20 protein-coding genes and 1 rRNA gene are annotated in these 24,340 nt (G+C 73.7%); 14 read left to right on the top strand and 7 right to left on the bottom strand.

Annotated features, from left to right (window positions below):
- The first annotated feature begins 49 nt into the window (after window positions 1-49).
- Together BMX97_RS30320 and BMX97_RS30325 are read left to right on the top strand one after the other, a co-directional pair.
- The gene (locus tag BMX97_RS30320) at window positions 50-1,087 is read left to right on the top strand and encodes a glycosyltransferase family 4 protein (protein WP_348273144.1); all 1,038 of its coding nucleotides are present in this window, start codon (window positions 50-52) and stop codon (window positions 1,085-1,087) included.
- Window positions 1,087-2,283: a glycosyltransferase family 4 protein gene (locus tag BMX97_RS30325; protein ID WP_091754843.1), complete on the top strand. Its 1,197-nt coding sequence runs from the start codon at window positions 1,087-1,089 to the stop codon at window positions 2,281-2,283. The genes BMX97_RS30320 and BMX97_RS30325 overlap by 1 nt, the downstream gene beginning before the upstream one ends.
- Here BMX97_RS30325 and BMX97_RS30330 read toward each other — a convergent pair.
- Window positions 2,271-3,275: a glycosyltransferase family protein gene (locus BMX97_RS30330; RefSeq protein WP_091754844.1), complete on the bottom strand. Its 1,005-nt coding sequence runs from the start codon at window positions 3,273-3,275 to the stop codon at window positions 2,271-2,273. The two genes, BMX97_RS30325 and BMX97_RS30330, sit on opposite strands and share 13 nt — an antisense overlap.
- 123 nt (window positions 3,276-3,398) lie before the next feature.
- On the opposite strand from BMX97_RS30330, the gene BMX97_RS30335 reads away from it, so the two are divergent.
- Both BMX97_RS30335 and BMX97_RS30340 read left to right on the top strand, forming a co-directional pair.
- Window positions 3,399-4,034 (top strand): hypothetical protein, encoded by a 636-nt coding sequence (locus BMX97_RS30335; protein ID WP_091754845.1) that lies wholly within the window; start codon window positions 3,399-3,401, stop codon window positions 4,032-4,034.
- Between the two features lie 8 nt (window positions 4,035-4,042).
- A complete protein-coding gene (locus tag BMX97_RS30340) occupies window positions 4,043-4,711 on the top strand; it encodes a hypothetical protein (RefSeq protein ID WP_091754846.1) in 669 nt (222 codons plus the stop codon).
- A 13-nt stretch (window positions 4,712-4,724) separates the two neighbouring features.
- On the opposite strand, the gene BMX97_RS30345 is transcribed toward BMX97_RS30340, so the two are convergent.
- The 5 genes from BMX97_RS30345 to pxpA form a co-directional block, all read right to left on the bottom strand.
- The gene (locus BMX97_RS30345; protein WP_091754847.1) at window positions 4,725-5,705 is read right to left on the bottom strand and encodes a 5-oxoprolinase subunit C family protein; all 981 of its coding nucleotides are present in this window, start codon (window positions 5,703-5,705) and stop codon (window positions 4,725-4,727) included.
- On the bottom strand, window positions 5,698-6,561 hold the full coding sequence (locus BMX97_RS30350; protein ID WP_091754848.1) for a 5-oxoprolinase subunit B family protein: 864 nt from the start codon (window positions 6,559-6,561) through the stop codon (window positions 5,698-5,700). Before BMX97_RS30350 ends, BMX97_RS30345 begins: the two co-directional genes overlap by 8 nt.
- Before the next feature lie 18 nt (window positions 6,562-6,579).
- Window positions 6,580-7,941 carry an acetyl-CoA carboxylase biotin carboxylase subunit gene (locus BMX97_RS30355; RefSeq protein WP_091754849.1) on the bottom strand — a complete coding sequence of 454 codons (1,362 nt, stop codon included), beginning with the start codon at window positions 7,939-7,941 and terminating at the stop codon, window positions 6,580-6,582.
- Between the two features lie 5 nt (window positions 7,942-7,946).
- Window positions 7,947-8,189, bottom strand: a complete 243-nt coding sequence (locus BMX97_RS30360) for an acetyl-CoA carboxylase (protein WP_091754850.1) — start codon at window positions 8,187-8,189, stop codon at window positions 7,947-7,949.
- An 81-nt stretch (window positions 8,190-8,270) separates the two neighbouring features.
- Window positions 8,271-9,005, bottom strand: a complete 735-nt coding sequence (gene pxpA / locus BMX97_RS30365) for a 5-oxoprolinase subunit PxpA (RefSeq protein WP_091754851.1) — start codon at window positions 9,003-9,005, stop codon at window positions 8,271-8,273.
- 123 nt (window positions 9,006-9,128) lie between these two features.
- On the opposite strand from pxpA, the gene BMX97_RS30370 reads away from it, so the two are divergent.
- Window positions 9,129-10,034 (top strand): LysR family transcriptional regulator, encoded by a 906-nt coding sequence (locus BMX97_RS30370; protein ID WP_091754852.1) that lies wholly within the window; start codon window positions 9,129-9,131, stop codon window positions 10,032-10,034.
- A gap of 92 nt (window positions 10,035-10,126) precedes the next feature.
- On the opposite strand, the gene BMX97_RS30375 is transcribed toward BMX97_RS30370, so the two are convergent.
- Complete coding sequence (locus tag BMX97_RS30375) at window positions 10,127-12,331, bottom strand: TonB-dependent receptor (protein WP_244538728.1); 2,205 nt, start codon at window positions 12,329-12,331, stop codon at window positions 10,127-10,129.
- A 559-nt stretch (window positions 12,332-12,890) separates the two neighbouring features.
- Between BMX97_RS30375 and sbnA the strand changes: the two genes are divergently transcribed.
- From sbnA to BMX97_RS30420, 9 genes are all read left to right on the top strand, one after another.
- Window positions 12,891-13,889, top strand: coding sequence for a 2,3-diaminopropionate biosynthesis protein SbnA (gene sbnA, locus BMX97_RS30380; RefSeq protein ID WP_091754853.1), 999 nt, complete (start codon window positions 12,891-12,893; stop codon window positions 13,887-13,889).
- A 45-nt stretch (window positions 13,890-13,934) separates the two neighbouring features.
- Window positions 13,935-14,945, top strand: coding sequence for a 2,3-diaminopropionate biosynthesis protein SbnB (gene sbnB, locus BMX97_RS30385; protein ID WP_091754854.1), 1,011 nt, complete (start codon window positions 13,935-13,937; stop codon window positions 14,943-14,945).
- A gap of 21 nt (window positions 14,946-14,966) precedes the next feature.
- Window positions 14,967-16,778: an IucA/IucC family protein gene (locus tag BMX97_RS30390; protein ID WP_177202406.1), complete on the top strand. Its 1,812-nt coding sequence runs from the start codon at window positions 14,967-14,969 to the stop codon at window positions 16,776-16,778.
- On the top strand, window positions 16,775-17,986 hold the full coding sequence (locus BMX97_RS30395) for an MFS transporter (protein WP_091754856.1): 1,212 nt from the start codon (window positions 16,775-16,777) through the stop codon (window positions 17,984-17,986). The genes BMX97_RS30390 and BMX97_RS30395 overlap by 4 nt, the downstream gene beginning before the upstream one ends.
- On the top strand, window positions 17,983-21,435 hold the full coding sequence (locus BMX97_RS30400; RefSeq protein ID WP_091754857.1) for an IucA/IucC family protein: 3,453 nt from the start codon (window positions 17,983-17,985) through the stop codon (window positions 21,433-21,435). The genes BMX97_RS30395 and BMX97_RS30400 overlap by 4 nt, the downstream gene beginning before the upstream one ends.
- Window positions 21,432-22,214 (top strand): HpcH/HpaI aldolase family protein, encoded by a 783-nt coding sequence (locus BMX97_RS30405; protein ID WP_091754858.1) that lies wholly within the window; start codon window positions 21,432-21,434, stop codon window positions 22,212-22,214. Before BMX97_RS30400 ends, BMX97_RS30405 begins: the two co-directional genes overlap by 4 nt.
- Window positions 22,211-23,425 carry a type III PLP-dependent enzyme gene (locus BMX97_RS30410; protein ID WP_091754859.1) on the top strand — a complete coding sequence of 405 codons (1,215 nt, stop codon included), beginning with the start codon at window positions 22,211-22,213 and terminating at the stop codon, window positions 23,423-23,425. The genes BMX97_RS30405 and BMX97_RS30410 overlap by 4 nt, the downstream gene beginning before the upstream one ends.
- Complete coding sequence (locus tag BMX97_RS30415) at window positions 23,422-23,937, top strand: ParB N-terminal domain-containing protein (RefSeq protein WP_177202407.1); 516 nt, start codon at window positions 23,422-23,424, stop codon at window positions 23,935-23,937. The genes BMX97_RS30410 and BMX97_RS30415 overlap by 4 nt, the downstream gene beginning before the upstream one ends.
- A gap of 320 nt (window positions 23,938-24,257) precedes the next feature.
- Window positions 24,258-24,340, top strand: a 16S ribosomal RNA gene (locus BMX97_RS30420); the annotation flags it as partial.

Consider the following 24,340-nt stretch of genomic DNA (forward strand, 5'->3'; position numbering starts at 1 on the left):
ACAGGACGGTTCGCGTGAGGTATCTTTCGTGATCGAAGCCACCCAAAGTATCCGTGTCGCCCAAGTCGCTCCGAACATCTTTCCCATTCCCCCGGAGCATCACGGCGGCACGGAACGGGTCATCCACGACCTCAGCACGGCGCTGCGAAGCTTGGGGGTGGAGGTAACGCTGTTCGCCCCGTCGGACAGTGCGACACACTTACCCCGTATTGGTAATTATCCGAGCCTCGCGGCCCTGGAGCGGCGCCACGGCCCGGTCGCGCCCGGGGTGCCGGCGGCGCTCGACGCGCTGCAGCTCGAGGCCCTGCGCCAGCACCTCGACGCGTTCGACATCGTCCATTGCCACGGCGAGTTCGCCCATGCGGCGCTGCTCGGCGAGCGCCGTCGCCACAGCCTGACGACGATCCACTGGCGGGTCGACGAGCTCGACCGTGCGTTGTTCTTCCAGGGATTTCCGGATCTGCCGGTCGCGGGTATCTCGGCCGCGCAGGCCGCCGGCATCCCGGTGGCGAACCGTGCCGGGGTAATTCATCACGGCATCGACCGCGACCGCTACGCCGCCTCCCCGGCGCCGGGCCGCCACCTCGCCTTCGTCGGCCGGCTGACCGACCAGAAGCGGCCCGACGCCGCGATCCGGGTCGCCCGGGCCGCCGGCCTGCCGATCCGGCTCGGCGGCACGATCGACGTCGGCAATCCGGGTTACTTCGACCGGGCGGTGCGCCCGCTGCTAGGCGAGGACGCGGTCTATCTCGGGCCGGTCGACGATGCGGGCAAGGGCGCGCTCCTTCGCGAGGCGATCGCCCTCCTCTTCCCGATCGACTGGCCGGAGCCGTTCGGCCTCGTGATGATCGAGGCGATGGCCTGCGGCACGCCGGTGATCGCCTGGAACCGCGGCTCGGTGCCGGAGATCGTCGAGGACGGGGTGACGGGCTTCGTCGTCTCCTCCGAGGAGGAAGCCGTCGCGGCGCTCGCCCGGATCGGCACCATCGACCGGGCGGGCGTGCGCCGCCGCTTCGAGGAGCGGTTCACCGCCGAGCGCATGGCGCGGGACTACCTCGCCCTCTACCGGCGCCTCCTCGGCCGCTGATGCGCACCGCCCTCCTGACCTGGGACTACCCGCCGGCCCCGAGCGGCCTCTCGACCGCGGCCCGGGAAATCGCCGAGAGCCTGGCCGAAGCCGGCGCCGACGTGACGGTGTTCACCCTCGACCGCGCCGGCACCGCGCAGGCCGGCGGCGTCCGGGTCGTCGGCCTCGCCCTGCCGCCGCGGGGCGCCCTGGCGCGGCTGCGCCGCTGGGGCTCGCTCGGCCATCTCGCGGCACCCCTCGCCTTTCGCCGCGCGGTGCTGGCCGCCCATCGCGAGGCACCCTTCGACGTCGTCGAGGCGACGAACTGGTACGCCCCGGCCGTGCTGCTCGCCGAGCGCCGGGATCTTCCGCTGGTCACCCGCTCCTCGACGCCGGCCGCCTTCACCCGGGGCCCGGCGCCCAACCTGCGCGACCACCTGGATGGGAGGAGCGCCGACGCCCTCGAACGGCGCCAGGCACGGGGCAGCGCCGGCCTCATCGCCAACACCGCCGCGCACGCCGCGGTGATCGACGCCGCCTACCGGCTCTCGGGCGGCCAACCGGCCGCGGTGATCGGGCTGAGCCTGCCGCCCGAGATCGCGGCAGGCGCCCTGGCCGCCGCCTACCCGGGGACGCAAGGCCCGGTGCGGCTCCTCTTCGTCGGCCGGGCGGAAGCGCGCAAGGGCTTCGACGCGCTCATGGCCGCTCTCGCGATCCTCGCCGACGAGCAGGAGCGGGGCGCCCTGCCGCCGTTCCGGCTCGACCTCGTCGGGGTGCCGCCGGAGGACCTGCCCACCGACCTCGCCGCCCCGGCCCGCGCCCGGGTCGAGGCCCGCGGCCGGATCGGTGCGGCGGGGCTCGACGACGCCTATCGACACGCCCACGTCGTCCTCGCGCCCTCGCGCTACGAGAGCTTCGGCCTCGTCTACCAGGAGGCGTTGGCGTATGGCCGCCCGGTGGTGGCCTGCGCGCAGGATGCCAGCGCCCGCGCCTTCGTGGGCGCGCCCGGGGCGGGACCGCTCGCCGCGGAGGCGACCGGCCCGGCACTCGCCGACGCCCTGCGGCCGCTCCTGCGCGATCCGGCCCTGCGCCTCGCCTACCGCGCCCGGGCGCTGGCGGCGGCCGGGCGGTTCGACCGGGCGCGCCTGGGGGTCGAGACGCTCGACCTGTACCGCAGGGCGATCGCGGCGGCGCGAGGTGGTCCTCACCCCCGATAGGGCCGCAGCAGCGCCTCCTCCTCCTCGGGCCGCCCGCGCCCGGGATCGAGGCTCTCGTAGGTCCGCGAGCGCGCCCGGACATGGGCGAGGCTTAAGCCGTGATCGATCGCCCCGGTGAGGGCGAGGAGGCTGCGGGGCCAGCCCCCATGGAGGACCGGCCGCTCGTGGACGCGGCCGGTATAGCGGGTCTCGGCCCGGTTCAGCCGGTACTGCACGTCCGGGTAGACATCCGAGAAGATCCCGTCGACCCGGTTGCGCCGGGGCAGCCCAATCGAGACGACGTCGCCGTCCTCGGCCAGCGCCGCGAGCGCGGGCAACGCCCGGCCGAGGGCGGGATCGATCGTTTCGTCGGCGTCGAGCTGCAGCATCCAGGGGTGGCGCGCCTGAGCTTGAAGGGCGTTGCGCTGGGCCGCGAAATCGCCCGAGAGCGGCCGGGTCGCGACCCGCACGGCGCCGTCGGCGAATCCCGGGACCGCGACCGGGCGGGGCGGCGAGGCCGCGGCGTCGAGGAGCAGGACGACGTCGTCGGTCCAGGCGGCGTGGGGTGCAAGACCGGCCAGCACCGCGTCGCGCTCGGCCGCCCGGGCAATCAGCCCGAGGGAGACGGGGCGTCCCGGTCCCGCGGCGAGGTCGTACAGGACGGCCTCGGCAGCGCGCACCGCGTGGGGCTGCATCAGGGCGGCCCGGTCGTCGGGACCGCGCGGGCGCAGGCCGCGGCCGAGCTGGGTCGCCGCGCTGCGCAGGGTGTAGATGTCGAGGCCGTAGGCGGCGTCCGGATCGGGAACGAAGACCGCCTCGCGGAGGCGCCGGGCCAGGTCGTCCCGGCAGCGGGCCGGGTCCGCGCCCGGCGCCGTCAGCACGCCGCAGGAGCCGCAGGCGATCGAAAAAGCGCGCTCGCGGCCGTTCGGATAGGCGAGGCGTCGCGTGCTCGGCGCCAGCATGGCGGCGGCGCAGAGGAAGCAGCGGCGGGCAGGTCCGCTCTCGGCGGTCATCGCGGGGGCTCCGGGACGGTCGGGGCTGGTCGCCCCGGGCCGGGCGCCATACTTCCCCGTCCTATCCGCGAAAGCGTGGCCGCACGACGGCGCACTTCGCCACCCCGGGACCGTCACCGCCCCATGCCCGCCCCCGATCCCCTCCGCGCCGCGTGGCCGGGTCCGTCCCTTCACGGCCCGGTCGTGGTGGTGGGCAACGCGCCGGGCGTCGACGCTGCAGTTGCGATCGACGCGGGCGCGAGCGTCGTGCGCTTCAACAACGCCGCGGGCTTCGGCGGGCGAGCGGGCTCGCGCATCACCCATCTCGTTCTCGTCAATCGCGGCGGGCAGATGCGCGAGTGGCTGGACGATCCGGGGTTTTGCGACCGCCCGGTCGTGCGCCGGGCCCAAGCCTTCATCCTGCCCTTTCCGATGCTGCCCGAGGCCCATAACCGCCCCGAGCCGATCTGCTTCACCCGCGAGGCGCTGGCGATGCTGGGTCCCCTCGGCAAGCCGGTCCACATCCTGCCCGAGGCGCTGCACGACGCGGCCCGGGCCGACCTCGGGCCGCTCGCGGGCGAGCGCCCGAACCCGAGCACCGGCTTCCTGACGGTGCTCGCCCTCCTCGCCGGGCGCCCCGCCGCGGCGGACCCGGTCGAGGCGCACGGCTTCGGCTTCGCTGGCTGGCCCGGCCACCCTTGGGCGGCCGAGCGGGCCTGGTGCGCCTGCGCCGCCGCGGCGGGCCGGTTGCGCCTGCACCCTCCCCCGACCGACGCGTGAGACCCCGCATGGCGACCCTGATCACCGTCCTCAAGAGCGGCGGCCGCTACGACGCGACCTGGGTCGAGCGCCTCGCCCGCGGCGTGCGCCGCCACGCGCCGGGCTTCACCCGGATCCTCTGCCTCACCGATACGCCGCTCGCCCTCGCCTCCCTGGCGGCGGCGGGCGTCGAGGCGGTGGGCCTTCGCCACGACTGGCCGGCCTGGTGGGCGAAGATGGAGGCGTTCCGGCCCGACCTCGCGGTCGAGGGCCCGGTGCTTCTCTGCGACCTCGACACCGTGTTCACCGGGCCGGCCGACGCGCTGGCCGAGCCCGGCCTCGCCGCCATGGAGGATTACTTCCACAAGGGGCGGGTCTCGAGCGCGCTGCTGCGCTGGCAGGGCGACGAACTCGCCTTCCTGTACGAGGCGTTCGCGGCCGAGCCGGAACGCTGGATGACCGCCGGCGCCTGCGGCCCGGTGCCGAACGCGGTCCACGGCGACCAGGTCGTCATCGACCACCTGATGTGCCGGCAGGGCCTGCGGCCGGACTTCCTCCAGCACCGCGACCCGCACCTCCTCGACTTCTACGACCCCCGCCGCGACGCGCACGGCCCGGTCGTGATCTTCATCGGCGAGGCCAAGCCCGATACCGCCTCCGGCGCGGTCCACGCGGCGTGGACCGGTGCCGGGGGGTGAGGCCGGGCGCGGGTCACGCGAGCGCCGCGCGAATCCGCGCGAGGCGGTCCGCACCCTCTTTCCGCGCCGCGAGCGCGCCCGCCATATCGGTGCGGACGAAATGCACCGGCTGGTGCGGCTGGAACTGCCCGATCACGTCCATGTCGGCGGAGATCACCGTGCCGATCATGAAGTAGCCGCCGCCCGAGACCGCGTCGCGGTGCAGCACGATCGGCTCCGTGCCGCCCGGCACCTGGATCGAGCCGTACGGGTAGCCGCTGTCGACGATGTTCGAGGGGTCGGAGCCGGCGCCGAACGGCGGCTTGCGCGGCACGAAAGCGAGGGGCTGCCCGCCGCGGAAGCGGTAGCCGATCCGGTCGGCCTCCGGGGCGACCTTCCAGGTATCGGCGAGGAACCGCTCGACGGCCTCCGGGGTGACCCGGTGGTCGTAGAGGCCGGGCAGCATCCGCAGCACCGGCTCGGGGATGCGCCGCAGGTCCGCCGGCAGGGCGCGGCCCGCCGGCGCCGGGCGCGCGGGCCCGAGGGTGAGACGGTCGCCGGCCTTGAGCGGCCGTCCCTCGTGGCCGCCGAGGGCGCCCAGCGCGTAGGTCGACCGCGAGCCCAGCACCACCGGCACGTCGAGGCCGCCCGCGACCGCGATGTAGGCCCGCGCGCCCGCCTTCAGGAAGCCGAAGGACAGGACCTGGCCGGCCCGGACCGGAAAGGCGGTCCATCCCGGCTGCTCGATCCCGTCGACCTTGGGCGGCATCTCGGCTCCCGTCACCGCCACCACGGCGTCGGCGGCGAACCGGATCTCCGGCCCGAGGAAGACCGCCTCCAGGGCGGCCGCGCCCTCGTCGTTGCCGACGAGGAGGTTGGCGGCGATCAGGGCCTCCCGGTCCATCGCTCCGGAGAGCGGGATGCCGAGATGGTAGTAGCCGGGCCGGCCGAGGTCCTGCACCGTCGTCGACAGGCCGGGCTTGACGATCTCGATCATGGATGCGGCCTCAGCCATGGAGCCCCTCCAGCAGCGCGGCGTTGGTGCCCGCCGGATCGGCCTGGAACGCGGCGAGCGAGAAATCGGCCGGTCGGATCACCGGGCTGAACCGCCCGGCCGCGACATCCTCGACCGTCGCGTCGTACTCGTCGCGCCCGATGGATCGGAACTTCACGATGTCGCCGGGCCGGAACAGGATCATGAATTCGCGCAGGTAGCTGATGGTCTGCGCCGGGTCGTAGATCGGCATCGGGGTGATGCCGAACATCTGGTAGCCGCCCGCCCCCCGCACCGAGTAGATCGCGCCGAAGCAGCCTCCGTGGCCGACCGTCAGCTTCGGCGTGTCGGTGCGCGGGCGGAGGTATTTCGGCACCTGGATCTGCTTGTCGCGCGGGACCATCTGGGTGAGGAACGGCAGCCCCGCCACGAATCCGACCATCGAGACGAACCACGGCGAGCCGGCATGCGCCGCGACGAGGGCCGGCACGTCCGGGTAGCCGTTGATCCGCGCGGCGTATTCGAGGTCGGTGGCCTGCGGGTCCTGGTGGCGCTCGCGGAAGCGCATCAGGGTCTCGCGGGTCCAGGGGTCGTCGTAGAAGACCGGCATCTCGATGATCCGGGTCTTCAGCTCGGCCCCGCCGCCGCCGGCGCCCTCGAGGCTCCTCAGCTCCCTGAGAAGGTCGTCCGGGGCGATGACGTCGGGATCGAACCGGATCTGGAACGAGGCGTTCGCCGGGCAGATCTCGGTGACGCCGCGGATGCGGCTGTCGCGCACCGCGTTGGTGATCGAGAGGCTGCGGAAGAAGGCGTCGAGGGACATCGCCTCGTCGACCTCGACGAAGACGTGCTCGTCGCCACCGAACGTGTAGCGCATGATCGCGGGGCCCCTTTGTCAGGTGTCGAGCGGATGGGCGTCGAGCCAGGCTTCGAGCCAGCGGGTATGGGTGTCGCCCGCCCGCACGGCCGGGTCGGCGAGGAGCGCCCGGTGCAGCGCGAGGGTGGTCGGCAGGCCCTCGACGGCGCATTCCCCGAGCGCCCGGCCGAGGCGGGCGAGCGCGGCCTCCCGGGTCTCGTCGTGGACGACGAGCTTGGCGAGCAGCGAATCGTAGAACGGCGGCACGGCGTAGCCGGGATAGAGCGCGGTATCGACCCGCACGCCCGGGCCGCCAGGCAGGCTCAGGGCCTTGATCGTGCCGGGCGCCGGCCGGAAGCCGTCGGCCGGATCCTCGGCGTTGATCCGCACCTCGATCGCGTGGCCGCGCGGGCGGATGTCCGCTTGCGACAGCCGCAAGGGCTCGCCCCCGGCGATCCGGATCATCTCGCGCACGAGATCGATGCCGGTGATCATCTCGGTGACGGGGTGCTCGACCTGGATCCGGGTGTTCATCTCGATGAAGAAGAACTCGCCGGTCTCGGCATCGTACAGGTATTCGAGGGTGCCGGCGCCGCGATAGCCGACGGCCCTGGCGAGCCATACGGCCGAGGTGCAGAGCGCCTCGCGGGCATCCGCCGGCAGGCAGGCGGCGGGCGCCTCCTCCCACACCTTCTGGCGGCGGCGCTGGAGCGAGCATTCGCGCTCGTAGAGGTGGATCGCGTCGCGCCCGTCGCCGAGCACCTGCACCTCGACGTGGCGGGCGCGCGCGACGAAGCGCTCCAGGTAGAGCCCGCCATCGCCGAAGGCGGCCTTGGCCTCGGCCGCGGCCTGCGGGATCAGGACGTCGAGGTCGTCCGGCCCCTGCGCCACCCGGATGCCGCGCCCGCCGCCACCGGCCGCCGCCTTGATCATCACCGGAAAGCCGATCGCCTCGGCGGCCGCCCTCGCCGCGTCCAGCCCCTCGACCCGGCCCTCGCTGCCCGGCACGGTCGGCACCCCGGCCCCCGCGGCGACCGCCCGGGCGGTCGCCTTGTCGCCCATCCGGCGGATCGTCTCCGGCGCCGGCCCGATGAAGATCAGGCCGGCCGCCTCGACCATGGCGGCGAAATCGGCGTTCTCGGCGAGGAAGCCGTAGCCGGGATGGACCGCGTCGCAGCCGCTCTCGACCGCGGCCCGCAGCATCGCCTCCTTGTTCAGGTAGGATTTTCCGGCATGGGCCGGCCCGACCTCGACGACCGCGTCGGCGAGGCGGGCGGGCAGCATCTCCCGGTCGGCCGCGCTCACCGCCTGCACGGTCTCGATCCCGAGTTCGCGGGCGGCGCGCCCGATCCGCAGGGCGATTTCGCCCCGGTTGGCGACGAAGATCCGGCGGAGCGCCATGGGGCTCAGGCCTCGATGTCGTAGAGCGGCTGGCCGGCCATGACGGCGTCCTCGTTCCCGACGTGGAACGCCCGCAGGGTGCCGGCCTCCTCGGCGATCACCGGCGTGAAGGTCTTCATCACCTCGATGAGCCCGACCGTGTCGCCGACGGCGACCGCGTCGCCCTCGGCCTTGAACGGCGGGTCGCCCGGATTGGCCGCGCGGTAGAAGGTGCCGGGAATCGGGGCCTGGATGGTCTTGAGGGCCATGGTCGTCCTTGATCGCGGTCTCGGGGGTCGTCCTGCAGGGGAAAAAATCGGTCCTGCCCGCCTCGGTCGGCGACGGCGCGGTCAGGCCGCGCCGTCGCGCCCGTTCCGGTCGAGGGCCCGGCGCAGCGCACGGGCGAGGTCGGCCGCGCCCGGCGTGTCGGAATGGATGCAGACGCTGTCGCCGCCGGCCGGCACGTCGCGCCCGCCCACCGTCGCCACCACCCCCTCGCGCAGCGCCCGCAGGGCCCGCGCAGTGCCGGCCTCGGGATCGATCGGCGGATGCTCGCGGGTGATGATCAGGCCGCCGTCGTCGGCATAGTCGAGATCGGCGTAGAACTCGGCCACCAGGGCATGGCCGCGGGCCCCGTAGACGCGCTCGTGCTGCGTGCCGCGCAGGCCGAGGATCGGCACCCGGTAGACGTCGGCGGCGTCGCAGACCGCCGCGGCGATCTCGGGGTCGCGCGCCGCCATGCCGTAGAGCGATCCGTGCGGCTTGATGTGGTTGAGGGCGAGCCCTTCCGCGTCGAGGAAGCCCTTGAGCGCGCCGATCTGGTAGATCAGGCAGTTCGCCAGCTCCTCGCGGCCGATCTTCATCTCGCGCCGGCCGAAGCCCTGTAGGTCGGGCAGGGACGGGTGGGCCCCGACCGCGACGCCGTGGGTCCGCGCCAGCCGCACCGTCGTCCGCATGTGGTTGAAGTCGGAGGCGTGGAAGCCGCAGGCGACGTTGGCGATGTGGATGTGCGGCATCAGCGCGGCGTCGTCGCCCAGCCGCCAGATGCCGAAGCTCTCGCCCATGTCGCAGTTGATCGAGACCATCGGGGGTGCCTCCGACCGGATCGTGCCGGCAGAGTTGCAGCCGCCCCGTCCATTGTAAAATCGGAAATCTGCGTGGCGGCATTCGAAAAATCCGATACCCTCGAGCGGTCGGGGGCCCCGGGCATGACGATCTCCCTCAAGCAGATCCGCTACTTCATCGCGGCGGCGGAATCGGGCCGCATCTCGCAGGCCGCGGTCGAGCTGAACGTGTCGCAATCCGCCGTGACCGCGGCGGTGCAGCAGCTCGAGGCCCTGCTCGGGGTTCGCCTGTTCGAGCGCCACGCCGCCGGCGTCGCGCTGACGCGGGAGGGCAGCCGCTTCCTGCTCCACGGCCGCAACATCATGGCGGCGGTGGCGGAGGCCGTGCGCGAGCCGCGCGCGGCGGGGGCGGCGGTCGCCGGCACTGTCCGGGTCGGGGTGACCTACACGGTGGCGGGCTACTTCCTGCCGCGCCACCACGCCCGCTTCGCGTCGAGCTTCCCGTGCGTGACCCTGAGCCTCCACGAAGCGCCGCGGGACGTGATCGAGCAGGGGCTCCTCGACGGCGCCCTCGACGTCGCCGTGATGCTGGTCTCGAACCTCCAGGCCCGGGAGGCGCTGGCCTGCGAGACCCTGATCCGGTCGCGGCGCCGGCTCTGGCTGCCCGCCGAGCACCCGCTCCTGCGCGAGGACCGGGTCGGCCTCGCCGAGGTCGCGCGCAACCCCTACATCCTGCTCACCGTCGACGAGGCCGGCCACACCGCCGGGCGCTACTGGGCGCTGACCCCGCACCGCCCGGAGGTGATCTTCAGGACCTCCTCGGTCGAATCGGTGCGCAGTATGGTGGCGGCCGGGATGGGGGTGACGATCCTCTCGGACCTCGTCTATCGGCCCTGGTCGCTGGAGGGCCAGCGCCTGGAGCGGCGCGAGCTCGCCGACGAGGTCCCGACCATGGATGTCGGCCTCGCCTGGCGGGCCGAGACCGAGCTCACCCCGGCAGCCCGGGCGTTCCGCGAGTTCCTGAACCTCGCCTGCGCCGGGCAGGGCTGATCGACCCTCGCTCGCGTGAGAAACGCTCCTCCTCCAGCCGCCGCTCGCGCCCGCCCCCGGAGCCGGAGCGTCGCGGCAGATACCGTGTTCGGTCAGAAATCCACCGAGGCCGACAGGAGGAACGTCCGCGGCGCGCCCTGGCTCAGGATGCCGCGCCCGGTCGAGGCCCAGTAGTTGGTGCCGGTGACGTTGGCGACGGTGGCCCGCAGGGTCAGCGGCCGCTCCTGGAACGTCGTGGCGTAGCGCAGCCCCACGTCCAGGGTCGCCCAGTCGGGGATCTTCTGGCTGTTGGCGAGGTCGTAGTACTGCGCCGAGGTGTAGATCACGCGGCCGGTCAGGGTCAGGCCGGGGACGAGGCTCGGCGGCAGGTCGTACTCGCCGTAGAGGTTCAGCTGCACGTCCGGCACGCCGATCGCGGTCCGCCCGACGTTGCGAGGATCCTGCGCGCGCACCTGCACCCCGTCGAGCAGGGTGATGCCGCCGAGGAGCCGCACGCCCGGCACCGGCTCGCCGAACACGGTCAGCTCGACGCCGCTGTTGCGCTGGCGGCCGTCGACCGAGAAGACCAGGGTGCGCGAATCGAGGAAGCCGGAAGGCTGCTCGATCTCGAAGGCCGCGAAGCCGACGCCGACCGTGCCGAAATCGTACTTGGCGCCGACCTCGGTCTGGCGCGAGACGAAGGCCGGGAAGGCCGCGGTGGCGTTGACGGCGTTCACCGGCGCGGCGGGCGAGGTCAGGCCCTCGATGTAGTTGGCGTAGAGCGACAGGCGCTCCCACGGCTTCACCACGAGGCCGACGCCCGGCGAGAAGGCGCCGCTCTCGCTCGCCCCCGTCCGGTACCCGGTGGTCGCACTGTAGGAATTGACGTCGAGGCTCTGCCAGCGGCCGCCGAGCGTGAGGAGCACCCGGTCGTCGAGGATCGACAGCGTGTCGGCGACGGCGATGCTGCGGTTGATCCGGCTCGAGGTGCGCGGCGTCGCGTTCGACAGCCCGAAGGTCGAGCGCGGGGCGACGTAGGTCGGATCGTAGAGGTTCGAGGTGATCGTCGACCCGACGGTCTGGGCCGGGGGCTGGGCGAGGTCCTGCCAGAACCCGACCGCGGCGAGGCCGAAGCTGTGCTTGACCGGGCCGGTCTCGACCGTGCCGCGCAGGCCCGCCTCGGCGGTCTGGTTGACGATGTGGAACGGTAGGTAGCTGATGGGATCGCGGTAGTCGCCCCGCGCGTTGAAGATCGTCAGCACGCCGCCGAAGTATTCCTGACGGAAGTTCGACACGCCGTAGGCGCCGTAGAGCGTCAGGTCCGGGGTCAGGTCGTACTCGACCCGGGTGGCGAGTTGCTGGTTGGCGCTGTCGCGGTATTCCCAGGGCTGATGCTGGTTGAGCGTCAGGTCGGGCGCGCGGGGGATCCGCACGCCCGCCGCCACGCTGCGGTTGCGCAGCGGCGAGGTGAAGTCGAGCTCCTGGTAGCCGAGGTCGAGGCTCGCCCGCAGCCGCTCGCCGCGATAGTCGAGGGCGAGCGCGGCGGTGCCGAAATGGACGCTCTGGTTGTCGATCGGCGTCGCGCCGTTGTTGAAGGCGCCGTTGAAGCGGACGCCCCATTCCTTGTCGTCGCCGAAGCGGCGGCTGACGTCGATCGCCTTGTAGATCGTCGCATTGGAGGCGTAGCCGATCGTCGCGCGGGTCAAAGGCTCGTCGAGGGCCCGCTTCGGGATCAGGTTGATGCCGCCGCCGATATTGCCGAAGGGCGGCACGCCCGAGAGCAGGGTCGAGGGGCCGCGCAGCACCTCGACGCGCTCGATCGGCTCGATCGCCGGGTTGAAGGCGTCGGCGACGCCGTAGAGCCCGTTGAACGCGATGTCCTGGGCGAAGACCGGGAAACCGCGGATGAAGAAGCCGAGAATCCCCGAGAAGGCCGGCACGTTGGTGCGGATCGACGGGTCGTTGTTGACCACGTCCTGGACGCTGCGGGCCTGCTGGTCGCGGATCAGCTTCTCGGTGTAGCTCGTCGCGCTGAACGGCTGGTCGAAGACGTTGCGGTTGCCGAGGAAGCCGAGGCGCGAGCCGGAGCCGACGACACCGCCCGCATAGGCCGGGGGCGGCGGCCCGACCACGCCGGTCGGCGGAGCCGGCCGGGCCGCGGGCGTGGCGCCGCCGCCGCCCGCCACGGTGATCTCGTCGAGGCGGATCTCGCCCTCGGCGAGCGCGCCCTGCACGAGGCACGGCAGCACCAGCGTGGCCAGGCCGAGGCCGGCTTCGAGGCGGCGGTTCCTGGGACGGGGGCGTCGGGCGTGCCGCATGCGATGACGATCCAGCAGAGAGTGGTCTGAGCGCCGGCGCGCCGCCGGGTCGTTTTTTCTATTCGGTGTCTCCCCGCGGCTTGCAACGGTTTCGCGATCGATCTTTGCGGTTATCCGCATGATTGTGGCCGTTCGGGCACAAAACTTAAAATATAATATCTCTAAACTGCGGTCTCAGTCAGGACATCGGTCTTATGAATGCTGCCGGGATCCGGCGCGACATCGATCCGACTCCTGCGGCATCGTGACCGATCGGGTGTTCCAGGCGGCCGCGCCGGCCCCGCCGAGAGCCGGCCCCCCATCGCAATCCCCTGTTCTCTCTCGAAAAATCCCGCCCCCTCGAATTTGTCGAATTCCGATACGGCCGTTCTCTCGCGACGATCGCGATCTGGAATAAGAACAGCTTACGAATAGTGCGAACAAAATCGTTTGAATGCTGCGCCGTCATGGCTATCTACGCCGCACATCGGACCGGCACCTCACGAAGACGGGCAAACATCCTGTCTCGTCTGCCGAGATCATGGCCGATGTCGAACGAACGCCAGACGGGGAGTTGTCCATGAAGCCGGCGCTTGAAATCCGTGTCGGAGACACGCCGCTCGTCGCTCTCGACAGGTTGTTCCCGCCGGATGTCGTCCCGGTCTTCGCCAAGCTCGAGATGCTGAACATCGGCGGCAGCGTAAAGGACCGCACCGCCCACTACATGGTCACGCAGGCGCTGGCCGCCGGCCGGGTGACGGCGGACAGCCACCTCGTCGAGAGCTCGTCGGGCAACCTTGCCATCGCGCTCGCGATGATCGCGCAGCGCGTCGGCATCCCGTTCACCGCGGTCGTCGACCCGAACATCGCGCCGACCAATTGCCGCCTGATCGAGGCCTTCGGCGGCCGGGTCGACATGGTGCGGGAGAAGGACGAGGGCGGCGGCTACCTCCACACCCGGGTGCGGCGGGTGGCGGAGCTCTCGCGCACCATCCCGGGGGCGGTCTGGCTCAACCAGTACGCCAATCCCGACAACTGGCGGGCGCATTACCACGGCATCGGCGCCGAGATCGTGCGCGAGATGCCGGCGGAGCCGACCCACCTCGTCGCCGCGGTCTCGACCTGCGGCACCCTGATGGGAATGGCGCGCCGCCTGCGCGAGCGCTGGCCGCGGATCGAGGTCGTCGCCGTCGACCTCGACGGCTCGGTCATCTTCGGCGGGCCGGGCGGACGGCGCGACATCCCGGGCATCGGGGCGAGCCGGGTGCCCGAACAGCTCTCGCTGCCCGAGGTCGACGCCGTCATCCACGCCACCGACTGGGAATCGACCCTCGGCTGCCGGGCGCTGGTGGCGCGCCAGGGCATCCTGGCGGGCGGCTCCTCCGGCACGGTCGTCGCGGCGATCCAGAAGCTGATCCCGCATCTCGGCCGCGGCGCGCGGATCGTCACGCTGCTGCCCGATCGCGGCGAGCGCTACCTCGACACGGTCTACGACCCGAGCTGGCCGGCGGCGGAGCGGCGCCTGACGAGGCCGTTCGAGGCTTCCTACCGCCGGATCGCGACCCGCTCCGCGGCCTGAGCCGCCCGCGACGCCCCCCATCCCGCACCAACAAGGACCGTCACCATGGCTTCGACCAGCCTGCGCTACCTCTCGCGTTCCGACATCGTCGGGATCGGGGGCGACCGCTCCGACCTCTACATGGCGGCGATCGAGGAGGGGTTTCGCCTCCACGCCGCGCGCGACTTCGTCCAGCCGCTGAAGCCCTACCTGCGCAGCCCGCGCGCCACCCACATCGCCGACCGCATCATCGCGATGCCGGCCTGGATCGGCGGCGACCGGCCGGTCGCCGGCCTCAAGTGGATCGGCTCGAAGCACGACAATCCCTCCGCGCGCGGCCTCGATCGCGCCAGCGCGGTGATCGTCCTCAACGATCCCGAGACCAACCACCCGGTCGCCGTCATGGAGGCGGCGCTCATCAGCGCCATGCGTACCGCCGCGGTCACCGGTCTCGCCGTGCGCCACCTCGCCCGGGCGGGCTTCTCGGAGGCCGCGCTGATCGGCTGCGGCCCGATCGCCGCCCGGCAGGCCCAGACGCTCGCCGAGCAGTTCCCGACGCTCGACCGGGTCCGCCTGTTCGACCTGCGCCCGGAGGCGGCCGAGGACCTGGCGGCCCGGCTGCGCGACCGCTTCCCGCGGCTGCGCACGCTCATCGCCCCGAGCGCCGAGGCGGCGGTGCGCGACTGCCCGGTCGTCGTCACCTGCACCGTCACCGACACCCCCTACCTGCCCTATCGCTGGCTCGGCCCGGGCACGCTGCTCGCCAACGTCTCGATCATGGACGTCGAGCGCGAGGTGTTCCTGAAGGCCGACAAGGTCGTGGTCGACGACTGGGACCAGTGCAATCGCGAGAAGAAGATCATCAACCTCCTGGTCGAGGCCGGCGAATTCTCCCGCGACAAGCTCCATGCCGAGCTCGGCGAGATCGTGGTCGGGCGCCGGCCGGGCCGCGAGAGCGACGACGAGATCATCCTGCTCAACCCGATGGGGATGGCGATCGACGACATCGCCTGCGCCCGCGCGGTCCTGCGCCGCGCCGAGGAGGCGGGGGCCGGCACCGTGCTGCCGCTGTTCTGAGGGGGCACCGCGATGAACGCCGTGCCGTCGATCCCCACCCCTTCCGGCGACATCGCCCAGGATCGCCCCCGCGCGCCAGCGATGCATGGCGCCGTCCGGGAGATCCTGGCCGAACTCTTCGACGCGCTCTGGATCGAGGACGTCGCGGGCCTGCGCAGCCGCGGAATCCTCGGGGCCCCGGGCGAGGACGGGACCCGCGACTACGCCCTGGCCCTCGGGCCGGGCCACCTGCGGGCCCGGGTGCGGCCGGACGGGTGGCGCGACGGCGTGCGGCTCGCCGGCGGCGCCCGGTTCGAGACCGCGCGCGGGACACGGGACCTCGACGCGGCGGGGCTCCTCGCGCTCGCCCTCGACGCGCTGCCCGACCTCCCGCCCGCCATCCGCCAGCGGACCCTCGCGGCGATGGACGGCGTCCTCGACGCGCTGCCCGACCGCGAGGCCGCGACCGACCCTCTGGTGGCGCAGGCGCTGTCGGGCGATGCGGTGGCCGCGCCGCTCGCCTGGGAGCGCCTCGCGGCCTGGCGCGACCGGCCGTTCCATCCGCTCGCCCGCGCCCGCGGCGGCTTCGACCGGGCCGAGAGCCTCGCCTACGGCGCCGAGTCCGGGCGCTACTTCGCCCTGTCCTGGTGCGCGCTCGCCCGCGACCGCCTCGACCGCTCGCCCGGCGCGGGGCCGCAGGATCCCGCCGCCTGGCTCCTCGATCCGTCGCAACGGGCGCTGCTCGCGCAGGAGATGGAGGCGCGCGGCCTCGACGGCTCGCACGTCGCCCTGCCGCTCCATCCCTGGCAGGCCGCGCACGTTCTCCCCGAGCGCTTCGCCCCCGAGATCCGGGGCGGGCGCCTCGTGACCCTCGAGTTCCGCGGGCCGCTCGTCGCCGCGACCTCGTCGTTGCGCACCGTGGCGCTGCCGGCGCGGCCGGGGCTCCACCTCAAGCTGCCCCTCGACGTTCGGACCCTCGGGGTGCGCCGCCTGCTGCCGCCGCAATCGATGCATAACGGTCTGCACGGCGCGGCGCTCCTCGCTGCCGGGATCGCCCGCAACCCTGACCTCGCCCGCACGGTCCTGATCGCCGACGAAACCGCGTTCTGGCACTTCGCGGAGGCCGACGGCGACCTCTACGCCGAGCGTCCCGGCCTTCTCGGCTGCGCCTTGCGCCGCTTGCCCGCAGCCCCGGCGGTACCGCTCGCGAGCCTCGCGGTCGCGCCGCGCGGCGGCGTGCCGCCGGCCCTGCGGGCGGTCGCCGGGGACGCGCCCGATCTCGCGGCCCTGTTCACGGACATCGCCGGCCTCGTCCTCGGCACGGCCCTGCGCTGCGCCTGCCTCGGCTTCGTGCCGGAGCTGCACGGCCAGAACGCCCTCGTGGCCTTCGAGGCCGGACGGCCCCGCCGCCTGATCCTGCGCGACCACGACACGGTCCGCACCGCCCCCGACTGGCTCGCCGGCGTCGGCCTGCCGGTCCCGGCCTATCTGGTCACCGATCCGCGCCGCAATTCCCTGCTGCTGCGCCGGCCCGAGGACCTGATCGCCTACGCCCAGACCCTGGCGCTCGACGTGGCGCTCCGGGCGGTGGCCGAGACCTTCGCGGCGGCGGGCCGCGGCTTCACCCTGGCCCAGGCGCGCCAGATCCTGATCGCCACGGTCGAGGCCGCGCTCGACGGGGTGGAGGCTCCGGCGGCGCGCAAGGCGCTCGTCGCGTCCTGCCTGCTCGCCCGCCCGGACGCGCCGTTCAAGGAGGTGCTGGCGCCGCTGCTCGCCGCGCCGGCGCTCACCACCTCGATGCCGAGCCGCCTCGGCCGGGCGCCGAACCCGCTCGCCCCCGGGGTGGGCCGGTGACGGCGGGGGCGGGCCGGCCCGCCATCGGCCGCGCCGGGCTCGCCGTCCTGGTGCTGCTCCAGCTCGCGGTGACGGCGGCCCCGCTCGCGCTGCTGCCGGTGCTCGGGCTCCATGTCGTCAGGATGGAAGCCGACAGGATGGAGGCGGCCCGGATGGGCGCGACCCCGGCCTTCTGGACCGCATTGGTGCTGGCCGCGCCGGCCGTCACCACCCTGGCGATGACGCCGGCCTGGACGGTCCTGTCGCGGCGCCTGTCGCTCTCCTCCCTGGTCGTCTGGACCGGCCTCCTGTCGGCGGCGAGCTGCGGGCTGATCGCGCTCGCGACCGATCCGCTGCTCCTCGTGGTCGGCCGGCTTGTCCAGGGCCTCGCCGGCGGCGGCGTCGTGCTGGCCCTCGCCTTCCGGGCGACGGGCGGCAGCGCGGGGCGCGGCTTCGCGCTGATGCAGCAGGCGGTCTCGGCAGGCTGCCTCCTCGGACCGCTCGCCGGCGGGCTCGCCTTCGAGCGCGGCGGGATCGGCGGGCTGATGCTCGCCTGCGCCGGGCTGATCCTCGTCCTGACCCTGGCGGCGGCCCGCGCCGCCCGGGGGCTGGCGGCCGAGCCGGAGGCCGCGCACGCCTCCTCCGGCACCCGCGATGCCCCGACGCTCCTGCCCCTGCTGCTCGCCGGGACTTGCGGCAGCGCCGGCGCCTTCGCGTTCGTCGCCTTCTTCCCGACCTGGGCGAGCGCGCACGATGCCGTCCTCTACACACCCGGCCTGATCGGCCTCCTGCACAGCCTGAGCTGGGCCGTCGCCCTCCTGATCCTGCCGCTCTGGGCGCGGGGTCTCGACGGCGCCGCGCCGGTCCTCGCGCTCGGCCTGTCGCTCGTCGGCTGCAGCCTCGCCTATGCCGGCGTCCCGCTCGGCCTCGGGCTCGCCGGCATCGTCGCCCTGCGCCTCCTCCAGGGGGCGGTGTTCGCCGGGCAGGCGCCCGCCCTGTTCGCGGCGGCGGAAAAGGCGGGGTCGAGCCGCACCACCGCCCTCGCCCGGGCCCGGGCCGGGCTCACCGTCGGCCAGCTCCTCGGTCCCGTCGCGGCGGGCCTCGCCCTCGCGCCCCTCGGCCCGTCGGGCCCGCTCCTCGTGGCGGCGGGGCTGTCGCTCGCCGGCGCCCTCGCCCTCGTTCCCGTCCTACTCGCCCCTCACCCCGTCACCCGGAGCCGCGCCCCATGATGCCCTCGCCCCTCGCCCGGCCGGCCCCGGAGGCCGTCGATGCCGTCCAGGCCGGCCTCGCCGTCGAGCGCCTGATCAACACCTGGCTGCGCGAGCACGCCCCCGACCTCGTGCCCCTGGAGGGCGAGACCTGCACGATCCCCCTCGGCGACGCGACGCTGCTGGCAGCCTGCCGGCGTGCCTCGCCCGGCGGGTTCCACGCCTGGGGAGCGTCCCGGCTTCGGCTGCCCGACGGCCGCCTCGTCGACCTCGACGATCCCGCCGACCTCGCCCGGCGGATGATCGACGCCGCGGTGCCGGAGGCGACGCCGGTGCGGGAGGCGATGAAGCGCCGCCTCCTCGACGGCCTGCGCCGCTCGCGCGACCATGCCCGGGCCTGCGCCGCCCGGCCCTTCGCGCCGACGCCGACCGGCCTCGAGCAGGGCCTCTGGCACGGTCACCCGTTCCATCCCCTCGCCAAGAGCGTCGACGGCTTCTCCGAGGCGGATTCGGACCTCTACGCCCCCGAGCGCGCGGCGTCGTTCCGCCTGCGCTGGCTCGTCGCCGATCCCGCCCTCGCCGCGACCCTGTGGCGCGAGCCCGAGGCCGAGGCGCGGATCGGCGCGGCGCTCGCGCGCCTGTCGGGGCTGCCGCGGGAGACGATGGCGGGCCGGGTCGTGATCCCGAGCCATCCCTGGCAGGCCGCCCGGCTCGAAGCCGATCCGGCGATCCGGGCCCTCGTGGCGCAAAGCCGCCTCGCGATCACCCCGCCCTCCGGCACGCCGGTCACGCCGACCTCCTCCGTGCGCACGGTGTTTTCCGCCACCGAGAACCTGTTTCTCAAGCTGCCGATCGCGGCCCGCATCACCAACTTCGCCCGCACCAACAGCCGCGAGCACCTCGCCCGCAGCCTGTCCGCCGCCCGCGCGCTCGCGGCCCTGCCCGAGACGGTGGCGGCCTGCGGCCTCGACATCCTCGGCGAGCCCGGCGCCCTCGCCCTCGCCGATCCCGCCCTCGAGGCGGTCACCGGCGTCCTGGTACGGGAGGGCCCCGCGGGCCCGGCCCTGGTGGTGGCGGGGCTCCTCGAACCCTCGCCCCGCGACGGCCGCCCGATCCTCGCCGCGATCGGGGCGTCGCTCGCCACGGCCGAGGACGCCGCGGCGTGGCTGCGCGCCTATGCCCGCGCGGCGATCCTGCCGCCGTTGCGCCTGTTCGCCCGCAGCGGCATCAGCCTCGAGGCGCACGCCCAGAACAGCCTGCTCGTCCTCGACGGCGGCCTGCCGGCCCGCCTGGTGGTGCGCGACCTCGAAGGTGCGAGCATCGACGGCGCGCGTTTCCGCCGCCGCGTGCCCGACCTCGCCCTCGACCCGGCCGTCCTCTATGGCGCCGAGGAGGCCTGGCAGCGCCTCCTCTACTACCTCGTCGTCAACCAGGTCGCCCATGTGGTCGCGACGGTGGCCCGGACCGCCGACATCGCCGAGGCGCCGCTCTGGCAGGTCGTCGCGCACAGCCTCGCGGCCTGCGACGAGGACGACGCGACGACGGCCCTCATCGAGCGGCTCCTCGCCGCCCCGACGCTCCCGGCCAAGGCCAACCTCGCGAGCTGCCTCGCCGGCCGGGGCGAGCGCCCCGACTACGTCGCCCTCGCCAACCCGCTGAGAGCGGCCCGCGCGCAAGGCGAGGCACAGGCCTGGCACGAGGCCGGCGTCCGGGTCACCGGGCAGCTCCTCGGCGCCCTCCTGCACGAGGACCTGCTGCCCGCTTGCGTGGCCACCCTGTCCGGGCCGGACGCGGACCTGTCGATCACCCTCGTCCCGTCGCACGGCCGGACGCGCTACCGCGCGCGGGGCCGGCGCATGCGAGGATACGAGCGCGTCCTGATCATCCCCGGCAGCCTCGTGGCGGAGACCGATCCGGCCTCCACCGCCGAGTCCGTCCGCGACGCCCCGTTGGTCGACGCCTCGTCGGTTCACGACGCTTCGGCCTTCCTCGCCGACCTGCTGCCGGACCTGCCCGGCACGGCCGGCGACCACGCCCGCTTCGCCGAGGAACTGGCGCGCACGCAGGCAAACCACGCCGCGAGCCTTCTCCACGGCGCCGGTACGGCCCTCGCCGGCCTCTCCTACGAGGCCCTGGAGGGCGCGCTGCCGGACGGGCACCGCTACCATCCCTGCTTCAAGTCCCGGATCGGCTTCACCCCGCGGGACAACCGCGCCTTCGGGCCGGAATTCGGGCGGCCCCTGCGCCCGGTCTGGATCGCCGTCCACCGGTCGCTCGCGGTCGCCGGCTCCCTGGCCGAGGCCGGCGGGCAGGACGACGCGCTGCTGGCGCAGAACCTCGGTCCGGAGATCCTGGCGGAGTTCCGGGGCCGGCTCGACGGGCGGGCGGACGAGTTCGTGCTCCTCCCGGTCCATCCCTGGCAGTGGCGCCAAGTCGGCGAGGCCGCGACCGAGGCCGAACGGCGGGCCGGCCGCGTGGTGGCGCTCGGCGAAAGTCCCCACCTCTACGGCGCGCAGCAATCGATCCGCACGCTCGCCGACCGCACGGCGCCGGACGCGCCGTCGCTGAAGCTCGCACTCTCGATCCGCAACACCTCGACGGCGCGCACCCTCGCCCCCCACACGGTGCTCAACGCCCCGATCGTCAGCGGCTGGCTCGCCGAGGTGGCGGCCGCGAGCCCCTACCTGCGCGACAGCGGCGTGGTGCTGCTCGCCGAGCGGATGGGCGTCGCGGTCACCGCGCTCCCGCCTCACGACCGGGACGGCACGACGCGGGGCGCGCTCTCGGCGATCTGGCGCGATCCCCTGACGCCGCACCTGCGCGACGGGGAGGCGGCGGTGCCGTTCACGGCGCTCACCCACCATGACCGGGGCGCCCCCTTCATCGCCGGCTGGATCGCCCGGCACGGGATCGAACCCTGGCTCGACCGGCTGCTCGCCGTCGCGATGCTGCCGGTGGTGCACCTCCTCCTGGCCGAGGGCATCGCGGTCGAGAGCCACCAGCAGAACATGGCGCTCCTCCACCGCGACGGCTGGCCGACCCGCGTCGCCCTCAAGGACTTCCACGACGGAGTCCGGTTCATCCCCGACCACGTCGCCCGGCGCCCGCTTCTGACCCCGACGCCGCCCGAGCACGCCCGCGTCAACGCCAATTCCTACGTCGAGGCCCGGGACGTCGAGGACGTGCGCGACTTCATGGTCGACGCCCTGTTCGGCGTGAACCTCGCCGAGCTCGGCTACGGCCTCGACCTCTGGTTCGGCTATCCCGAGGCGCGGTTCTGGGATCGGGTCGTCGCGGCTCTGGCCGGGCATTGCGCGGCCCATCCGGCGGCCCGGGCCGGGGCGCTGCGCTACCGCCTGGCCGCCAACACCCTGGTGGTCGAGGACCTGGCGCGCCGCCGCCTCGATCCCGCCCACGCCAGCGGCCGGCGCCGGCCCAACCCCCTGGCCGGCCTGGGGCCGCTGCTGTGAGCGCGCGCCTCCGCCTGAAGCGCCTCATCGAGGCCGGGGGGACGGCCGGCGGCCTGTTCGTATCGATTCCCGCGCCCGAGATCGTCGAGATCGCCGCGGTGGCGGGCTTCGACTTCGTGCTCGTCGACCTCGAGCACACGCTCATCGACGGCGCGGACCTGGAGCGGATGATCGCGGCGGCCGACCGGGCCGGCCTCAGCGCCCTCGTGCGGGTCCCGGGGGCCAGCTCCGAGCGCATCCTCCAGAGCCTCGATGCGGGGGCGGCCGGCATCGTGGTACCGCGGGTCTCCTCCCTGTCAGAAGCCGCCGAGGCGGTCCGGCGCGCCCGCCACGCTCCGCTCGGGATCCGCGGCCTCAATGCCGGGCGGCTCGGCCGCTACGGCGACGCCGACCTTCCCGCCATGCCGGCCCGCCTTGACGCCGAGACCCTGGTGATCGCGATGATCGAGGATTCGGCGGGCCTCGAGGCGGCCCCGGCCATCGCCCGGCTTGAGGGCGTCGACGGGCTGCTCTTCGGGGCGGCCGACTATTCGCAGGCGATCGGCCTGCCCTGGCAGACCGGCGCCCCGGCCGTCGCCGCCGCCGGCTCGGCGGTGGTCCGCGCCTGCCGGGAGGCCGGCATCCACGCCTTTGCCTTCACCCGCACCGAGGCGGACCTGCCGCGCCTGCGCGAGGAGGGCGTGCGCGGCCTCCTCGTCGCCAACGACCGCGGCCTGCTGCGCCGCGCCCTCACCGACGCCGACCGTACCTGGCGCAACCTTCCGGGAGCCTCCCGATGACCCTGTATCGCCCCACGGCCGGGACCGTCGCCGCCGTCACGCGCGCGGACCGGCCGGTCTGCGCCTTCCTGCACGACCTCGACGCCCTGCGGCGCCAGGCGCGGAGCCTCACGGCACCGCTTCCGCCCGGCACGTCGTTCCTCTACGCCGTCAAGGCCAACAGCGACCCGCACGTCCTGCGCGCGCTGGAGCCCTGCGTGAGCGGCTTCGAGGTCGCCTCCGCCGGCGAGGTGCTGCGGGTGCGCGAGGCGGTCGGGCCCGAGGCCCGCATCGTGATGGGCGGGCCCGCCCGCACCGAGGAGGACATGCGGGTGATCCTCGCCCACGGGGTCGAGCGGCTGCACGTCGAGAGCCCGCACGCGCTGCACCTCGCGAACGCCGCGGCGGCGCGGGCCGGCGTGACCCTGCCGATCCTGCTGCGGGTCAACCTCGCCGGGCCGGTCCCGGGCGCGACCCTGACCATGGGGGGCGCCGCCACCCAGTTCGGCATCGAGCAGGCGGCGATCCCCGACGCCATCGCGCTCGCGCGCGACTGCCGGTCCCTGCGCCTCGACGGCTTCCACTTCCACACCGTCTCGAACAACCGCGACGCCATCGGCCACGCCGCCCTCTGCGCCGCCGAACTCGCCCTCGCCCGCTCCCTCGCCGCGGAGCACGGGGTGGACCTGCGCGTCGTCAATCTCGGCGGCGGCTGGGGCGTGGATTACGCCGACCCCGACTGGCGCTTCGACGTCGCCGCCTTCGCGCAGGCGCTGCGCCCCCATCTCGACGCGGGCGGTCCCGCGCTCCAGTTCGAGTGCGGGCGCATCGTGGCGGCCTACCACGCGGCCTACCTGTGCGAGGTCCTCGACGTGAAGCGCAGCCACGGCCGCGCCTTCGCGCTCCTGCGCGGCGGCACCCACCACTTCCGCCTTCCGAGTTCCTGGGCGCACGACCACCCGTTCAGCATCCTCCCGCGGGAGGCCTGGACCCATCCCTGGCCCCGGCCGGAACTGGCCGACACCGCCGTCACCCTGGCGGGCGAGCTGTGCACGCCCAAGGACGTGCTCGCCCGCGACGTCTCGGTGCGGCGGATCCGGGTCGGCGACCTCGTCCGCTTCGAGATGGCTGGCGCCTATGGCTGGGACATCTCGCATCACGACTTCCTGCGCCACGCCCATCCGGAGCGGCTGTTTCTCGACCAGGGCCGGGTGGCGCGGGCATGCCCATGAGCGAGCTGTCCCTGATCCCGCCGCGCCTGCTGCGCCCGACCGAGGAGACGGTGCGGGGCCGGATCGGCGAGGTGATCGCCCTGATCCTCACCGAGCAGGCCTGGACCCAGCCGATCTGCGTCGAGCGCGACACCCTCGCGGTGCTCGACGGCCATCATCGCCTCGCCGCCGCGATCCAGCTCGGCCTCGCCCGGGTGCCGGTGCGGCTCTACGCCTACGCCACGGTGCCCCTCGCCTCCTGGCGCCCCGGGATCGTCCCGACCCGCGGCGAGGTCCTGCGCCGGGCCCTCGCCGGGCACCTCTACCCGCCCAAGACCACCCGTCACCGCTTCGCGCCCGAGCCGCCCATCTCTGTGGCGCTAGCTCAGTTGCTCGGCGAACCGGTCGGCGCGTCCACGATGCCCGACGGAACCGACCCGCCTCCAGGGCGTTTCATACTCTTGCTCAACGCCGGAAAAACCAACCATCTCCCGTTCCGGCCCCGTGTTGACAGGGGAGCCGGCTACCCTTAGACAGCCGCTCACCGACGGGGCGCCGACGAACTGGCCGCCTCGCCGCACCTCCCCAGAGACGAGCGAGCAAGGGCCAGGGCAACCCGGCGCTGCTTTCCGTGTCCGAGGAGGTCGAGATCCGGCTTCGACCGGATCGGCTCTTTGACAAGTTCATACGAGAAAGAGAAGCGTGGACGGCGTCGTCCCTGCGGATCGGATCTTCGGGTCTGGTCGTGAGTAGGATGATGCTGGTCCGACGTTTCGGTGCTCACACGATCAGGTGGAAACGCCGGTCGGTCGTGAGCCTCCGTTACTATTGTGATCAGCTATGATCAGCTCTTCAACTTGAGAGTTTGATCCTGGCTCAGAGCGAACGCTGGCGGCAGGCTTAACACATGCAAGTCGAGCGGGCCCTTCGGGGTCA

It is taken from the genome of Methylobacterium sp. ap11, assembly GCF_900110515.1.
Classification (GTDB): domain Bacteria; phylum Pseudomonadota; class Alphaproteobacteria; order Rhizobiales; family Beijerinckiaceae; genus Methylobacterium; species Methylobacterium ajmalii.

Excerpts from the sequence above, each read along its gene's own strand:
- BMX97_RS30325 (WP_091754843.1), top strand. The coding sequence starts at position 1,087 with ATGCGCACCGCCCTCCTGACCTGGGACTACCCGCCGGCCCCGAGCGGC.
- BMX97_RS30330 (WP_091754844.1), bottom strand. The coding sequence starts at position 3,275 with ATGACCGCCGAGAGCGGACCTGCCCGCCGCTGCTTCCTCTGCGCCGCC.
- BMX97_RS30335 (WP_091754845.1), top strand. The coding sequence starts at position 3,399 with ATGCCCGCCCCCGATCCCCTCCGCGCCGCGTGGCCGGGTCCGTCCCTT.
- BMX97_RS30340 (WP_091754846.1), top strand. The coding sequence starts at position 4,043 with ATGGCGACCCTGATCACCGTCCTCAAGAGCGGCGGCCGCTACGACGCG.
- BMX97_RS30345 (WP_091754847.1), bottom strand. The coding sequence starts at position 5,705 with ATGGCTGAGGCCGCATCCATGATCGAGATCGTCAAGCCCGGCCTGTCG.
- BMX97_RS30350 (WP_091754848.1), bottom strand. The coding sequence starts at position 6,561 with ATGCGCTACACGTTCGGTGGCGACGAGCACGTCTTCGTCGAGGTCGAC.
- BMX97_RS30355 (WP_091754849.1), bottom strand. The coding sequence starts at position 7,941 with ATGGCGCTCCGCCGGATCTTCGTCGCCAACCGGGGCGAAATCGCCCTG.
- BMX97_RS30360 (WP_091754850.1), bottom strand. The coding sequence starts at position 8,189 with ATGGCCCTCAAGACCATCCAGGCCCCGATTCCCGGCACCTTCTACCGC.
- pxpA (WP_091754851.1), bottom strand. The coding sequence starts at position 9,005 with ATGGTCTCGATCAACTGCGACATGGGCGAGAGCTTCGGCATCTGGCGG.
- BMX97_RS30370 (WP_091754852.1), top strand. The coding sequence starts at position 9,129 with ATGACGATCTCCCTCAAGCAGATCCGCTACTTCATCGCGGCGGCGGAA.
- BMX97_RS30375 (WP_244538728.1), bottom strand. The coding sequence starts at position 12,331 with ATGCGGCACGCCCGACGCCCCCGTCCCAGGAACCGCCGCCTCGAAGCC.
- sbnA (WP_091754853.1), top strand. The coding sequence starts at position 12,891 with ATGAAGCCGGCGCTTGAAATCCGTGTCGGAGACACGCCGCTCGTCGCT.
- sbnB (WP_091754854.1), top strand. The coding sequence starts at position 13,935 with ATGGCTTCGACCAGCCTGCGCTACCTCTCGCGTTCCGACATCGTCGGG.
- BMX97_RS30400 (WP_091754857.1), top strand. The coding sequence starts at position 17,983 with ATGATGCCCTCGCCCCTCGCCCGGCCGGCCCCGGAGGCCGTCGATGCC.
- BMX97_RS30410 (WP_091754859.1), top strand. The coding sequence starts at position 22,211 with ATGACCCTGTATCGCCCCACGGCCGGGACCGTCGCCGCCGTCACGCGC.
- BMX97_RS30415 (WP_177202407.1), top strand. The coding sequence starts at position 23,422 with ATGAGCGAGCTGTCCCTGATCCCGCCGCGCCTGCTGCGCCCGACCGAG.